Below are 13,025 nucleotides of genomic sequence, written 5' to 3' on the forward strand. Positions count from 1 at the left end.
TCAGCCTTCGATCTGCCTGAGCTTTTGCCGCGCCTCGCCGAGTTGGACATTCGTCGCCTCGAGGCGCGATGCGATCACGCGCAGGAACTCGAGGGCCAGGTCCGGGAACTCGTGGATCAGGTTCCGCAGCACCGATTTCTCGAGCCGCAGGACGCTGAGCGCGCCCCGCGCGGCGATGGCGGTCGTGCGGGTCTGGTCGCAAAGTGCCGCGATCTCGCCGAAGATCTCGCCCTTGCCGAGGGTGGCAATCGTCGTCTCCTGCCCCGGCGCACCGAGCAGGACGTCAACCGCGCCGTCGATCACGACGAAGGCCGCGTCACCCGGCTCGCCGCGCTCGAACAGGCGCTCGCCGGGGCTGAAACTCAGCGTCTCGCCCATCATCGCGATGACCTTGAGCCGACGCTCGTCGATCCGGCGGAACGGGGCTGCGTCGCGCAGGGCGGTGACGGCGGCGTTGAGACTCATTCGCCTGCTCTCCGGTCTGGTTCCGCGGGCGCATCGGGCGCCCCGTCGGGGGCATCCGCGCCGGTCGCGGAAGCGGTGTCGAACACGCCGGCATCGGCGCCGGTCGCGTCGTCGGTTAAATCTTTCGAGCCGCCCGAGGGTTCCGCCACGGCCTCGCTGAGGCGGACGGCGCCTTCGTCGTCGATGATCAGGATATGATCCGCGTCGGCCGCCGCATCTGCCGCGTCGGCGGCCCAGATCAGCGTGGCCTCGGGCAGCTCGTCACGAAGCGCGGCGCGCAGTGTGGCGTCGCCCTCGCCCGCGCCGCCGCCGACACCGTCGAGGATGAGGACCGTCGGCCGCTTGATGATGGCGCGGATCAGGCCCGCCCGGCGCCGGGCCACGGCGGTCATGGCCGCGCCACCCGCCCCGGCCGGCGCATCGAGGCCCAGGCGCATCAGCGCGTCGCGCAGGCCCGCCTCGCGCGTTGCCTCCTCGAGCGCAAGATCGAGCTGACGCCAGCGCGCCTTGCGGTCGAAGCGGCGCTTGGCGCCGATGATGTTCTGCGACACCGGCAGGGCCGGGCTGAAGCGATCCTCGTCGAACCGCACGATATCCTCGCGATCGCCGAGAAGATCGAGGACGCTGGCGCGGCAGGCGAGGATGCGTGCGCGGCCGTCGGCGTCGAGCACGTCGAGCCGGTCTCGCTGGGGCACGAAGCGCGCGGCGAGCGAGGCCAGCGTGCGCCGTGCGGCCGCGGGCAGCTTGTCGTGCGAGTTCATCCGGTACTGCGTGCTCAACTCGCCGGCCGCGAGGATCTCGACCCGCGGATAGCCCGGGAAGCCGTCGAGCACCGCCGAGTCCGGAGTGACCGCCTCAACCAGTTCGGCGAATTCCGACGCGATGCGCCAGCCGACACTCTCGAGCTCGGCCATGCCGCCGGATTTCTCGAGCAGCTCGGCGACGTCCTTGCGGCGGATCAGATCCGGGATTGCGTCCGTGGCGTCGGTCGGCAGCGCGAAGAGCAGGTTCTCGAGCACCGTTGCGTTCTCGTTGAACTTGTCGCGATCCCAGGGCTCGAGGACATCCGAGAGCCCCGCCCCAGCCCCGGAGGCGGCAAGCTGCGCGCGGGCCGCGAGGACGGGCTCGGTCCAGTCCGAGGCGGAATCGGGCGGGATGCGCGCCTCGAGCGCCCCGGCATAAAGCTCGGCGCCAAGGCCGAAGCGCTCGGTCAGGTCGATCAGCCGCGCGGAAAGCTCGTCGGCGTTCTTCACCCCGGCGGCCTCGTAGTCGACCCAGTCGCCTTCGGCGTCGGCCTCGATGTTGCCGGTCGCGCGCGCCTCGCGCGACATCATCTGCGCGGTCTCGTCGTCCGACGCGTTGGGCGTCCTGGCAAAGAGGCCGTAGAGCAGGTTGTCGCGCATCGAGCGATTGATGATCCCCGGCTCGGAGGTGACGAAGGCGAGGCTGCGGCCAAGCTGGGGCAGCGTGGCGTCGGCGAGGCTCTGTCCGCCGAGCCTCACCTTGCCCGAATGCGGCACCGCGAGCCCGGCCATGATCCGCAACAGCGCCTCGCGCGCGCCGTGCTCGCCGCCGAGGACCGCAACGCGCGACCCCTGTGGGAGCGTGATCCCGGCCGCGTGGAGGCCGCCCGTGCCCGGCCCGCCCTCGACGCTCTCGAGCACCAGATCGCCATGTAGCGGCGACGCGCGCCCCTCGAGATCCCAGATCCGCTCGCTCGGCCCGACATCGGGCCCCATGAAGTTGTCGACGACGAAGGAATAACGGCCGTTGAAATCGCTCCAGCGCTGGATGTAGGCGAGCACCTCCTTCCACGGGCCCGCGAGATCCTTGTAGGCGGCGAGCACCGCGACCATCGCGCCGAAATCGAGTTCGCCCTCGATCACGAGATACCCGCCGATCGAGTAGAAGAAGAACGGCGTGAGCTGGTTGAGGAAGTTGTTGAGGAACTTGATGGTGAACTTGCGCCGGAAGATCTGCATCCGGATCAGCGTGTTCTGGAAGAGCTTGCCCGATACCTGCGCCAGGTGCCAGCGCGCGGTGTCATTGGTCTGGATCTCGGGCATCTGGCCCACGCTCTCGGCCAGCGTGTCCGCAAGCATCCGGTTGTTGCCCGCGCGCTCCTTGTTCAGACGCACGACCTTGGCCTGCATCCAGGGGATGAGCCAGGCCTGCATGGGGTAGAGCGAGATCGCCGCGAAGCCCAGCAGCGGATCCTGGATGAAGATGAAGACGATGTAGACGCAGAGCAGTCCGCCCTGGAATGCGGGGGTCGCGATCACCTCGCCGATGAAGCCGCCGAGCGGCTCGATCTCGCCCATCAGGGCCTGCACCACCTCGCCGGGCTTGGTCGAACGCATGCGCGACATCGGGAACCGCATGACCTGCTCGATCAGCTGGTAGCGCAGACGGCGGAGCATGCGCTCGCCGGTCATCCCGATGGCGATGTTCATCACCCACTTCACGCCGTTGATCAGAACGACCATCCCCAGGAAGGCCGCGCAGAGGAGCAGGAGGTAGGGGATCTGGCCGAACTCGATGCCGAAGACCTCGCGCGGAAAGTCCCGCCCGCTGATCGCGTCGTTCACGATCAGCTTGGGAAGTTCCAGCGACACATAGACCAGGGGGAAGGAAAGGACGGTGAGGACGAGGATGAAGATCTGCTCGCGCTTCGAGTAACGCCAGACGAAACGGAAGAAGTTTTTTTCCATACGCGCCGGCTCTCCGCGCCAAGTTGCGCCGGCTGTCCGGCTGTCCCCGATCCGCCGCGCCGATTGCGCCTGCAAGCATCACAGACGCCAAGGGGCTGCGCAAGTCGCATGGATCGCAATGATCCGAGGGCCTGGCGCGGCGAACAGGGGACCGTGACGGGCCCGCCGGATCATGCTAGGCGATCCGCCCGTTGGCCGAGAGAGGAGCGGGGAATGGAATTCGACGAGAGCCTGCCCTGGCGCAGGGTCCGGGGCGAGGGCTTCAATGCCCATGTCGGACCGGTGCAGATCGCACGCGCCGGCGAGACGGTCTGGCACGCGGCGCTCGACATCGAGCCGCGCCACATCAACGTGGGCGGCGTCTGCCATGGCGGCGTCATCCTGTTCGTGGCGGACGTGGCGATGGGGGCCGCGACCTTCGAGTCGGGCGGGGGGCATCCCTGCGCCACGATCGATCTCGACTGCCATTTCCTGGCCGCCGCCAAGCGCGGCGAGCGTCTGCTGGCCCGCGCCGAGCAGATGCGCCGGGTGCGGGGCCTGTCGTTCATGCAGTGCGAGCTGTGGTCGGGCGGGCGCCAGGTCGCCCGCGGCGCGGGGATCTGGAAGTATCTCGAGAGCCGCGCACCTGGTTCGACGGGCGGTCCCTGAGCGCACCTGCGCCCCTGGCACCGCCGGTCATCAGCTGCCCCGCTGGGGGGCAGCCATGGGCCCTGCGCCCGCGCGGGCTCAGGCCGTCTTGAGCGCCTCGATCAGCTTCTCGACATCGCCGCCGCGGCTGTCGAACATCGCGCCGATCTCCTCGCGCTGGGTCGTGGCCATCGACACCCCTTCGATCACGATGTCGATGATGCGCGCGCCATCGCCGCCGCGGTCGGAGACCAGCCAGTCGACCGGGATCGGCTGTCCGCCGCCCGGCTGGCTGACCGAGCTCTGCACCAGGATGCCCTTCTTGCCGGCGTCGATCGACCGCGAGAGCGAGACCGTCTCGCCCGAGTATTCCTGGAACCGCCGGGCGTAGATCCGCGAGACGTAGCCGCTGAACGCCGCGACGTAGCGGGCCTGCTGGTCGTCCGACATCTCGCGCCAGACGCGCCCGGCGGCGAAGCGCGCGATCTGCGGCAGCGCCGCCCTGCGCTCCATGATGGACTGTAGGCTCGCGGCCTTTTCGTCCGTTCCGCCGCTGCCCTTGACCAGGGCGAGAACCTCGTCAACCGCGCTCTGCACGACTGCGCGGGCCTCGTCCTCGGCAAGCGCATGCGCGGGGCGCGGGGCGAACGAGCCTGCCACAGCCACCGTAAGCGCCACTGCGCCCGCAAGCCCCATGAAGCCGCGACGTCCGATCATGATTCAGTCCTCTCCAGCGATTCGTTCCGCGGCGCGCGGCGCCGCCACCGCGAGATAGCAGCCCATGCGACGCGCACCAAACCCTCTAACGCTGCATCCGCGCTTTCCGTTGCCCTCGTGTCACGCGCCTTCAGCAGAGTCTCCTTTGCGCGAGGGCCATTCGGACGTAGGATCGGGAAGCTGGTTCGTGTAGAGCCGTCTGGCGTTCGCGGGACGGCTGATGAGTGGATGGGTAACGACGTGACGGAAAATAGCGGGCGCGACGAGCTCCGGGCGGCGCTGGCGCGTTTTCGCGGGCATTTTGCAGCAGTCGGCGTTTTCAGTGCCTTCGTCAATTTGCTGATGCTGACGGGGCCGCTTTTCATGCTGCAGGTCTATGACCGCGTGCTTTCGAGCCGCTCGGAAGCGACGCTCGTAGCCCTGATCGTGCTCATAACGATCCTGTTCGGCTTCATGGGCGTGCTGGACTATCTCCGCGGGCGGGTTCTGTCGCGCGTCGGCGCCGCCTTCCAGTCAACCTTCGACTCGCGCGTCTTCACCGCCGCACTTCGCCGCGCCGTGGCACCGCAGGAACGGGCGCGGCCCAACACCGCCGCGCGCGACCTCGATGCGCTGCGTCAGATTCTGTCCGGCCCCGCCCCATTCGCGCTGTTCGACGTGCCCTGGGTCCCGATCTATCTGGGCGCGATATTCCTTTTCCACACCTACCTGGGCTGGACCGCCGTCGCGGGCGGGCTGATCCTGGTCGCGCTGACCGCGCTCAACCAGATGCGTTCGCGCGCTGCCACGGAACAAAGCCAGATGAGCGCCAGCATCGCGGACGCGCTGGGCGAGCAACTGAGGCAGAACGCCGAGGCGGTGCAGGGCCTGGGCATGACGCGCGCAGGGCTGGCACGCTGGAAGGGGATGCGCGAGGAAGCGCTCGAAGCCCAGATCGTGGCGTCGGATTGCACCGCGACCTACTCGACCGCCGCCAAGACGCTGCGCTTCTACCTTCAGTCGCTGATGCTGGGCATGGGCGCCTACCTGGTCCTGCAGCAGGAGATTTCGCCCGGCATGATGATCGCGGCCTCGATCCTGATGGGCCGCGCGCTTGCGCCCATTGATCAGGCGATCGGGCAGTGGCCGCTGGCGCAGCGCGCGCTGCTGGGCTGGCGCCAGCTGTCCAAGCTGCTCGAGAAATCGCCGCCCGAGGCGGTGAAGACCCGCCTGCCCGCGCCGAAGGGCCATGTCGAGGTCAACGGCGTCGCCGTCGTGGCACCGGGCGAGAGCGTGCCTGTGTTGCGCGGCATCACCTTCCGGCTCGAGCCCGGTCAGGCTTTGGGCGTGATCGGGCCGTCGGGCGCGGGGAAGACCACGCTGGCGAAGGTGCTTGCCGGCGTCTGGCCGGCGGCGGCGGGCAAGGTGCGGATCGACGGAGCGGCTCTCGACCAGTGGAACACGGACGAGCTGGGCCAGCATATCGGCTATCTGCCGCAGGAGGTCGGGCTGCTTCCGGGCACGGTGGCGCAGAACATTGCGCGCCTCTCGCTTCAGCCGAACGACGAGGCGGTGATCGAGGCAGCGCAACGCGCGGGCGCACACGATCTTCTGCTGGCGCTGGTCCAGGGCTACGACACGGAGATCGGCGCAGGCGGCCAGCGGCTCTCGGGCGGGCAGCGCCAGCGCGTGGCGCTTGCGCGCGCGTTCTATGGCGACCCCGCCGTGCTGATCCTGGACGAGCCGAACGCCAATCTCGACGCGCAGGGCGAGCAAGCGCTGGTGACCTCGATCCGCGAGGCCAAGGCGCGCGGGCGAAGCGTGATCGTCATGGCCCACCGCCCCAGCGCGATCGCGGCCTGCGACTTGCTGCTGGTGATCGACAAGGGACAGCAGGTCGACCTCGGGCCGCGCGATGAGGTGCTGCGCCGTCGGACCAAGAACCACGAACAGATCGTCGCCGGGGCGAAGGAGCTGAGCCCCCCCGGCGCCACGATCAAGGCGCAGCAGAAAGGCGGCGCCGACGGGCTCGCGGCATCCGGTGCCGCGCGACCGGGCGGCGCCAACGGCCCCGACGCAGGCAATGGTGCTGGCGCGGTCGCGGGGGGGAACGGCGCTGGTGCCCCCGGGGTGACGCGTCCTGCAGCCAGGCCGGCGGGGCACGTGAGCGCCAGCATGGGGCGGCCCGCGATGATGACGCCCGTGCTGCGCGTCGGCGCAGGCCCGGCCGGTACGGCCGCCGCGCAGCCGAAGCCCGAGCCGAAACCCGAGCCGAAGGTGGAATCCAAGCCTGAGCCGAAGGTGGAACCCAAGGCTGAGCCAAAGGTGGAACCCAAGGCTGAACCTGAAGTGGAGCCCAGGGTCGAGGCCAAGGCGGAACCCAAGGTGGCCCCCAAGGCAGAGCTCAAGCTGGGTTCCAAGGATGACGGAGCGAGCGCCGCGCCGGAGACCGAGGCCGTCGCCAAGCCCGAGGTGATAACGAAGCCCGCCAAGCCCAACGCGGTGCTGAGCCTTCCCGTTCGGGAGGAGAAGCCATGAACGAAGCACTCCCGCCGCCTACCGACGGCGAAAGCCCGTCGCGCTGGGGAGTCAAAACCCAGGTCCGCGCGGGCATGGTTGCGATCCTGCTGCTGGCGGGCGGCATGGGCGGCTGGGCCGCGACGGCCGAGTTGCACGGCGCGGTAATCGCGCCGGGGCGCCTGCGCGTCGAGGCCCAGCGCCAGGTGGTGCAGCATCCGGACGGTGGCGTGGTCGGCGAGATCCTCGTGCGCGAAGGCGACCTGGTCGAGGCGGGCGCCACGCTGATCAGGCTCGATGCGACGACGCTCAATTCCGAACTCGCGGTGCTCGAGAGCCAGCTTTTCGAGATCATGGCCCGGCGCGGGAGGCTCGAAGCCGAGCAGACCGACGCCGACAAGATCGCGTTCGATCCCGAACTGATCGAGGCGGCCGCGCGGCGGCCCGAGGTGGCGAGCCTCATCGAGGGGCAGCGCCGCCTGTTCCGTGCACGGCGAGAAACCATGCAGGGCGAGCGCAACCTGCTGGCCGAGCGCCAGATCCAGATCTCGGAGCAGATCACCGGCACCGATGCGCAGCTTGAGTCCCTCAAGCGCCAGCACGAGTTCATCGACGAGGAGCTGACCGGGCAGCGCAAGCTGTTCGCCCAGGGGCTGGCCCAGGCCAACCGGGTGCTTGCGCTCGAGCGCGAGGCCGCCCGCCTGAAAGGACAGGAAGGCGAGTTCATCGCGCGGATCGCGCAACTCAAGGCGCAGATCTCCGAGATCGGACTGGAGCGGCTCAAGCTGGGCACGCTGCGGCGCGAGGAGGCGATCACGCAGCTGCGCGACCTGGGCTTTCGCGAGCTGGAGCTCAAGGAGCGCCGGATCGCGCTGAGGGAGCGTCTCGACCGGCTGGACATCCGCGCGCCCCGCGCGGGCATCGTCTACGAGCTGTCGGTCTTCGCCGTGAAAGCGGTGATCCGGCCCGCGGAGCCCGTGCTCTACATCGTGCCGACGGACGAGACCCTGGTGATCGATGTCGAGATCGACCCGACCAACATCGACGAGATTGCGCCGGGGATGGAGGCGGTGGTCCGCTTCCCCGCCTTCAGCAGCCGCACGACGCCCGAGCTGAACGGCTCGGTCGCGCGGATCTCGCCCGACGTGCACGTCGACGAACAGGCGCGGCGCAGCTACTACCGCGGCGAGGCGCTACTCGACGAGGGCGAGATCGAGCGCCTCGAAGGGCGCGAGCTGATGGCGGGCATGCCGGTCGAGGTATTCATCCAGACCGGGGCACGCACGCCGATCGCCTACCTGATGAAACCGCTCACCGACTATTTCAACCGCGCCTTCCGCGAGACGTGAGGGGCGCGGGCCTTGATCGTCGCCCGCCCCCGACCAACTTGACCGGCATGAACCGACCCACTCCGCCGCCGCAAGGACAGGCCCGCGTCGAGATCGAGATCGCGCGCGGGATCGCCGGCATTCCTGCGATCGAGTGGGACGCTTGCGCCGCGCCGGCGCGCGCCGGCGGCCGGGCACCCAACCCCTTCGTGACCCATGCCTTTCTGGATGCGCTGGAGGCATCGGGCTCGGCCACGCCCGCCACGGGCTGGGCGCCGCATCACCTGGTGGCGCAGGTCGATGGCCGGATCGAGGCGGTGATGCCGCTCTATCTGAAAGGCCACAGCCAGGGCGAGTACGTCTTCGATCACGCCTGGGCGAACGCCTGGCACCGCGCGGGCGGCGAGTATTATCCCAAGCTGCAGTCCTCGGTGCCGTTCACGCCCGCCACCGGGCCGCGCATGATGGTGCGGCCCGATGCGGCGCTCGGGACCGAGGCGATGCAGGGCGCGCTGATCGACACCGCCAGACGACTGGCGGATTCGAACGGGCTGTCGTCGCTGCACGTCACCTTCTGCACCGAGGCCGAGTCACAGCTTGGTGCGCGGCACGGCCTGCTGCAGCGGACGGACCAGCAGTTCCACTGGATCGACCGGGGCTATCGCGATTTCGCCGATTTCCTCGACGCGCTCGCCTCTCGCAAGCGCAAGCAGCTCAAGCGAGAACGGGCCCGCGCCCTCGACGCCGGGGTCAGGATCAGCTGGTTCAGCGGCGAGGACATCCGGCCCGAGCACTGGGATGCCTTCTGGCTGTTCTACCAGGACACGGGCTCGCGCAAATGGGGCAGCCCCTATCTCACGCGCGAGTTCTTCGACATCGTGCATGGTGCGATGGCCAGGGAGATCCTGCTGGTGCTGGCCGAGCGAGACGGGCGCTGGATCGCCGGCGCGCTGAACTTCATCGGAGCGGACACACTTTACGGCCGCTACTGGGGCTGCCGCGAGGACCACCCGTTCCTGCATTTCGAGGCGTGCTACTACCAGGCCATCGACTTCGCGTTGGCGCATGGGCTGGGCCGCGTCGAGGCCGGCGCGCAGGGGGCGCACAAGCTCGCGCGCGGCTACGAGCCGGTGACGACGCATTCGCTGCACTGGATCCCGGATCCGGGCTTCCGGACCGCAGTCGCCCGCTATCTCGAGCAGGAGCGCGCGGCGGTCGCCATGGAGGGGGCCGAGCTGGCCCAGTTCACGCCGTTCAAGCGCGGCGGCTGACAAGCAAAGGGCCGCGAAGCGTCAGCCACGCGGCCCCAGTCTCGGGCATCAGGCCGGATCAGAGCTGGCCCAACAGGACCTCGGCCTTGGTCGCCTCGGCCTTCGAGGGCGCATCCTCGACGTTCAGCGCGGTGAGCTTGCCGTTGCGCACGACGGCCGAGAAACGCTGCGCGCGCTGGCCGAGCCCGGCGCCCGAGCCGTCGAAGCTAAGCCCCATCGCGGTCACGAGCCCGGCGTCGGCATCGCACATCACGCGGATACCGGCCTTGTCGGCGCCCGTCGCCTCGCCCCAGGCGCGCGCGACGAAGGGGTCGTTGACCGTGAGGCAGACGATCTCGTCGACGCCCTTGGCCTTCAGCGCCGCCGCGTTGTCGACGAAGCTGGGCATATGCTTGTTGTGGCAGGTCGGGGTGAAGGCGCCCGGCACCGCGAAGAGCGCGACGGTGCGGCCGCCGAACACGTCGGATACGGCAACGGCCTTGGGGCCGTCGGGGGTCATCTCGAAGAGCTTGCCGTCCGGCAGCGAGTCGCCGACTTCGATGGTCATGGGTCCTCTCCCTTGGATTGGTGTTGGCGTGCGGGGCCTCAGCGGGCGCCCATGCGGATGGCGCCGTCGAGGCGGATCACCTCGCCGTTCATATAGCCTGTCTCGACGATGAAACAGGCCAGTCGCGCGAATTCCGCCGGATCGCCGAGGCGGACCGGGAAGGGCACCTGGGCGGCGAGGCTGTCCTGCACCTCGTCGGGCAGGCCGCGGAGCATCGGGGTACCGAAGATGCCGGGCGCGATGGCACACACGCGGATGCCATCGCGGGCGAGATCGCGCGCCGCCGGCAGGGTGAGCGCCGCCACTCCGCCCTTCGAGGCGGCATAGGCGGCCTGGCCCATCTGCCCCTCGTAGGCCGCGACCGAGGCGGTGTTCACGATCACCCCGCGCGCGCCGTCGGGATCGAGGGGCGCGGCCTCGCGCATCGCCTGGGCGGCCAGCGCCATCACCCGCATGGTGCCGATCAGGTTGACCGCCACAACCTTGGAGAAGAGCCCCATGTCGTGCGGGCCCTTGGACCCCGCCGTCTTCATCGCGGGCGCGATACCGGCGCAGGAAATCGCGATCCGCGCGACGCCATGGGCGTCGGCTGCCTCGGCGAGCGCGTTCGCGACGCTGTCGTCGCTGGTCACGTCGGTGGGAATGAACTTCGCGCCGGTCTCGGCAGCGACCCGCGCGCCCTCGGCCTCGGACATGTCGAAGATGGTGACGGGCGCACCCTTCACGCGAAGTGCCGCGACGCAGGCCGCGCCGAGACCGCTCGCCCCTCCGGTCACGATGGCAGGGGTGTCCGATCCGATCTTCATGGTGCTCTCCTCTGGCCTGCGGGGGCTGTCGTTGCCGTTGTCGTAGCGCCACCGCCGACGCGCGCCAAGGGGTCAGGCGGCGCGGTAGAGCGCGATGCGGGTCTCGCCATACTGCCTCTGATCGAGGGGTGCGAGCCACGCGGCATCGGGCAGCGGGTCGCTGACCCGCCCCTCGAGCACGATCAGCGCGCCGGGCGCGAGCCAGCCGCCGCGGCGGGCCGATTCGAGCGCACGCAGGCCGAGATCCGTGCCGTAGGGCGGATCGGCAAAGATCAGATCGAAGGGTTCGCCGCGGCAGGGCCCCAGGTCGGTGGCGTCGCGCCGCCAGATCTTTGTGACGCCCGCAAGGCCCAGCCTCTCGACCGTGTCGCGGATCAGCGCGCGCGAGGGCCCGTGGTCGTCGATGAACACGGCACGCGCCGCACCGCGCGAGAGCGCCTCGACCCCAAGCGCCCCAGTGCCGGCGAAGAGGTCGAGCACGCGCGCGCCCTCGGGCACCGGCGGGTCGGCGTAGCCGCCATGGGCGAGCAGGTTGAAGAGCGACTCGCGCACGCGGTCGGAGGTCGGGCGCAGATGCGCCTCGCCCCCGCCGGCGGCGCCGGGCGCGGCGATGCGGGCGCCACGAAACCTGCCGCCGATCACACGCATCGCATCAGGTCTCCGACAGCACCCGGTCGAGAGCCGCGATCGCGCGCTCGACCTCGGAGGGTGCGGTGTAATGCAGGAAGGAGAGGCGCAGGACGCCGTGATCGGGATCGATGCCGAGGGCTTCGATCAGGCGCACCGCGTAGAAATCGCCGCCGCCAGCCATGATCCGGTGCGGCGCAAGCGCCCTGGCGAGGTCCTCGCCGGGCCGCGCGTGGGCAATCGCGACGGTGGGCGCGCGCCGCGCGGGATCGGTGGGCCCAAGGACGCGCACGTCGTTGCGCGCCTTGAGATAGTCGATCAGAGGCGCGGTGAGCCGCTGTTCCTGCGCGCGGAAGAGGTCGTGCACGCGGCGCGCTCGTTCCGCCGCGCCGGGACGGTCGGCGAAGTGATGGTCGTGGACCGCATCGGTGTAATGCGCGATGCCTGCAAGCGCGGCGATCTGGGCGTGGTCGGGACCTGCGGGGACCAGCTTCTTGCGGATATGAGCGGCGTTGAACCAGTGGCTCTCGTTCGGGAGACGATCGGCGATCTCGCGGCGCACGGCCATCACGCCCTGGTGCGGGCCATAGGTCTTGTAGCTGGAAAAGAGGTAGATGTCGGCGCCCAGCGCGGCGATGTCGGGCAGCCCATGCGGCGCGTAGGAGACGCCGTCCACGACCGAGACCGCGCCAGATTGTCTGACCTTTTTGCAGATCTGGGCCACCGGATTGATCTCGGCGACGATGTTCGACGCGTGCGGGAAGGCAACGATGCGCGTTTTGTCAGACAAAAGCGGATCGAGGTCATCCGGGTTCAGATGCCCGGTCTCGGGATCGACTTTCCACTCGCGCACGACGATACCGGTGTCGGCCAGCCGGCGCCAGGCGCCGGAATTCGCCTCGTGATCCTGATTGGTGACCACCACCTCGTCGCCATCGGCCATGCGGGCGCGGAAGGCATGCGCCAGCACATAGGTGTTCTGGCTGGTCGAGGGACCGAAATGCACCTCGTCCTCGGCGACGTTCAGCATCGCGGCGATGCGGGCGTAACTTTCGTCCATCATCGCGCCCGCCTCCTCGGAGGCGGGATAGGGCGCGTAGGGCTGCACCTTGCAGCGGCCGTAGAAATAGCTCAGCCGGTCGACCACCTGCCGCGCGGGATACGAGCCGCCGGCGTTCTCAAAGAACGCCCAGCCCGCAAGCGCGGGCTCGGTGAAAGCGGGGAACTGCGCCCGCACGAAGTCGAGATCGAGAGTGGTCATGAACTGAGCCTTCCAAAGCAATTTCGCCGTCCCGGGGAGCCCGCCCGGAAAGGGGCATACCCCATCCTGGCAGGTCTTCCAGCCGAGCCGCCGAACCGGCTTTCCGGCTCAGGGCAGCCCGCGCGAAACCGCGCAGACCGCAGTTGGCTACCGAGCGCTCATGACGCTG

Annotated in this window: 11 protein-coding genes; 4 read left to right on the forward strand and 7 right to left on the reverse strand. The window is 69.5% G+C overall.

Annotation, left to right across the window (positions count from 1 at the left end; all coding sequences use genetic code 11):
* Together H0I76_RS05800 and H0I76_RS05805 are read right to left on the reverse strand one after the other, a co-directional pair.
* Entirely contained in the window at positions 1 to 465 is a 465-nt protein-coding gene (locus tag H0I76_RS05800; protein WP_200608204.1) for a cyclic nucleotide-binding domain-containing protein, read from the reverse strand.
* Positions 462 to 3,176 (reverse strand): ABC transporter ATP-binding protein, encoded by a 2,715-nt coding sequence (locus H0I76_RS05805; RefSeq protein ID WP_200608206.1) that lies wholly within the window; start codon positions 3,174 to 3,176, stop codon positions 462 to 464. The genes H0I76_RS05800 and H0I76_RS05805 overlap by 4 nt, the downstream gene beginning before the upstream one ends.
* A gap of 213 nt (positions 3,177 to 3,389) precedes the next feature.
* Between H0I76_RS05805 and H0I76_RS05810 the strand changes: the two genes are divergently transcribed.
* Entirely contained in the window at positions 3,390 to 3,824 is a 435-nt protein-coding gene (locus H0I76_RS05810) for a PaaI family thioesterase (RefSeq protein WP_200608208.1), read from the forward strand.
* A 78-nt stretch (positions 3,825 to 3,902) separates the two neighbouring features.
* Here H0I76_RS05810 and H0I76_RS05815 read toward each other — a convergent pair whose 3' ends face one another.
* Entirely contained in the window at positions 3,903 to 4,520 is a 618-nt protein-coding gene (locus tag H0I76_RS05815; protein WP_200608799.1) for an MlaC/ttg2D family ABC transporter substrate-binding protein, read from the reverse strand.
* A gap of 240 nt (positions 4,521 to 4,760) precedes the next feature.
* On the opposite strand from H0I76_RS05815, the gene H0I76_RS05820 reads away from it, so the two are divergent.
* Genes H0I76_RS05820 through H0I76_RS05830 form a run of 3 tightly spaced genes read left to right on the forward strand, consistent with a single transcriptional unit; the run spans position 4,761 to position 9,615 of the window.
* On the forward strand, positions 4,761 to 7,037 hold the full coding sequence (locus H0I76_RS05820; RefSeq protein ID WP_325166410.1) for a type I secretion system permease/ATPase: 2,277 nt from the start codon (positions 4,761 to 4,763) through the stop codon (positions 7,035 to 7,037).
* Positions 7,034 to 8,365, forward strand: coding sequence for an HlyD family type I secretion periplasmic adaptor subunit (locus H0I76_RS05825; RefSeq protein ID WP_200608212.1), 1,332 nt, complete (start codon positions 7,034 to 7,036; stop codon positions 8,363 to 8,365). Before H0I76_RS05820 ends, H0I76_RS05825 begins: the two co-directional genes overlap by 4 nt.
* A 47-nt stretch (positions 8,366 to 8,412) precedes the next feature.
* Positions 8,413 to 9,615: a GNAT family N-acetyltransferase gene (locus H0I76_RS05830; RefSeq protein ID WP_200608214.1), complete on the forward strand. Its 1,203-nt coding sequence runs from the start codon at positions 8,413 to 8,415 to the stop codon at positions 9,613 to 9,615.
* Between the two features lie 58 nt (positions 9,616 to 9,673).
* On the opposite strand, the gene H0I76_RS05835 is transcribed toward H0I76_RS05830, so the two are convergent.
* The 4 genes from H0I76_RS05835 to H0I76_RS05850 all read right to left on the reverse strand — a co-directional run bounded on the left by H0I76_RS05835 (position 9,674) and on the right by H0I76_RS05850 (position 12,856).
* A complete protein-coding gene (locus H0I76_RS05835) occupies positions 9,674 to 10,162 on the reverse strand; it encodes a peroxiredoxin (RefSeq protein WP_200608217.1) in 489 nt (162 codons plus the stop codon).
* A 38-nt stretch (positions 10,163 to 10,200) separates the two neighbouring features.
* Positions 10,201 to 10,968: an SDR family oxidoreductase gene (locus tag H0I76_RS05840; protein WP_200608219.1), complete on the reverse strand. Its 768-nt coding sequence runs from the start codon at positions 10,966 to 10,968 to the stop codon at positions 10,201 to 10,203.
* Between the two features lie 72 nt (positions 10,969 to 11,040).
* On the reverse strand, positions 11,041 to 11,616 hold the full coding sequence (gene rsmD / locus H0I76_RS05845) for a 16S rRNA (guanine(966)-N(2))-methyltransferase RsmD (RefSeq protein WP_200608222.1): 576 nt from the start codon (positions 11,614 to 11,616) through the stop codon (positions 11,041 to 11,043).
* 4 nt (positions 11,617 to 11,620) lie between these two features.
* On the reverse strand, positions 11,621 to 12,856 hold the full coding sequence (locus tag H0I76_RS05850) for an aminotransferase class V-fold PLP-dependent enzyme (RefSeq protein ID WP_200608224.1): 1,236 nt from the start codon (positions 12,854 to 12,856) through the stop codon (positions 11,621 to 11,623).
* Positions 12,857 to 13,025: the final 169 nt, after the last annotated feature.

The sequence above is a fragment of the Thermohalobaculum xanthum genome (assembly GCF_016623495.1).
GTDB lineage: Bacteria > Pseudomonadota > Alphaproteobacteria > Rhodobacterales > Rhodobacteraceae > Thermohalobaculum > Thermohalobaculum xanthum.

Bases quoted from the DNA above. Each gene is read 5' to 3' on its own strand.
- rsmD (WP_200608222.1), bottom strand. From the start codon at position 11,616: ATGCGTGTGATCGGCGGCAGGTTTCGTGGCGCCCGCATCGCCGCGCCC.
- H0I76_RS05830 (WP_200608214.1), top strand. From the start codon at position 8,413: ATGAACCGACCCACTCCGCCGCCGCAAGGACAGGCCCGCGTCGAGATC.
- H0I76_RS05815 (WP_200608799.1), bottom strand. From the start codon at position 4,520: ATGATCGGACGTCGCGGCTTCATGGGGCTTGCGGGCGCAGTGGCGCTT.
- H0I76_RS05810 (WP_200608208.1), top strand. From the start codon at position 3,390: ATGGAATTCGACGAGAGCCTGCCCTGGCGCAGGGTCCGGGGCGAGGGC.
- H0I76_RS05825 (WP_200608212.1), top strand. From the start codon at position 7,034: ATGAACGAAGCACTCCCGCCGCCTACCGACGGCGAAAGCCCGTCGCGC.
- H0I76_RS05840 (WP_200608219.1), bottom strand. From the start codon at position 10,968: ATGAAGATCGGATCGGACACCCCTGCCATCGTGACCGGAGGGGCGAGC.
- H0I76_RS05805 (WP_200608206.1), bottom strand. From the start codon at position 3,176: ATGGAAAAAAACTTCTTCCGTTTCGTCTGGCGTTACTCGAAGCGCGAG.
- H0I76_RS05850 (WP_200608224.1), bottom strand. From the start codon at position 12,856: ATGACCACTCTCGATCTCGACTTCGTGCGGGCGCAGTTCCCCGCTTTC.
- H0I76_RS05835 (WP_200608217.1), bottom strand. From the start codon at position 10,162: ATGACCATCGAAGTCGGCGACTCGCTGCCGGACGGCAAGCTCTTCGAG.
- H0I76_RS05800 (WP_200608204.1), bottom strand. From the start codon at position 465: ATGAGTCTCAACGCCGCCGTCACCGCCCTGCGCGACGCAGCCCCGTTC.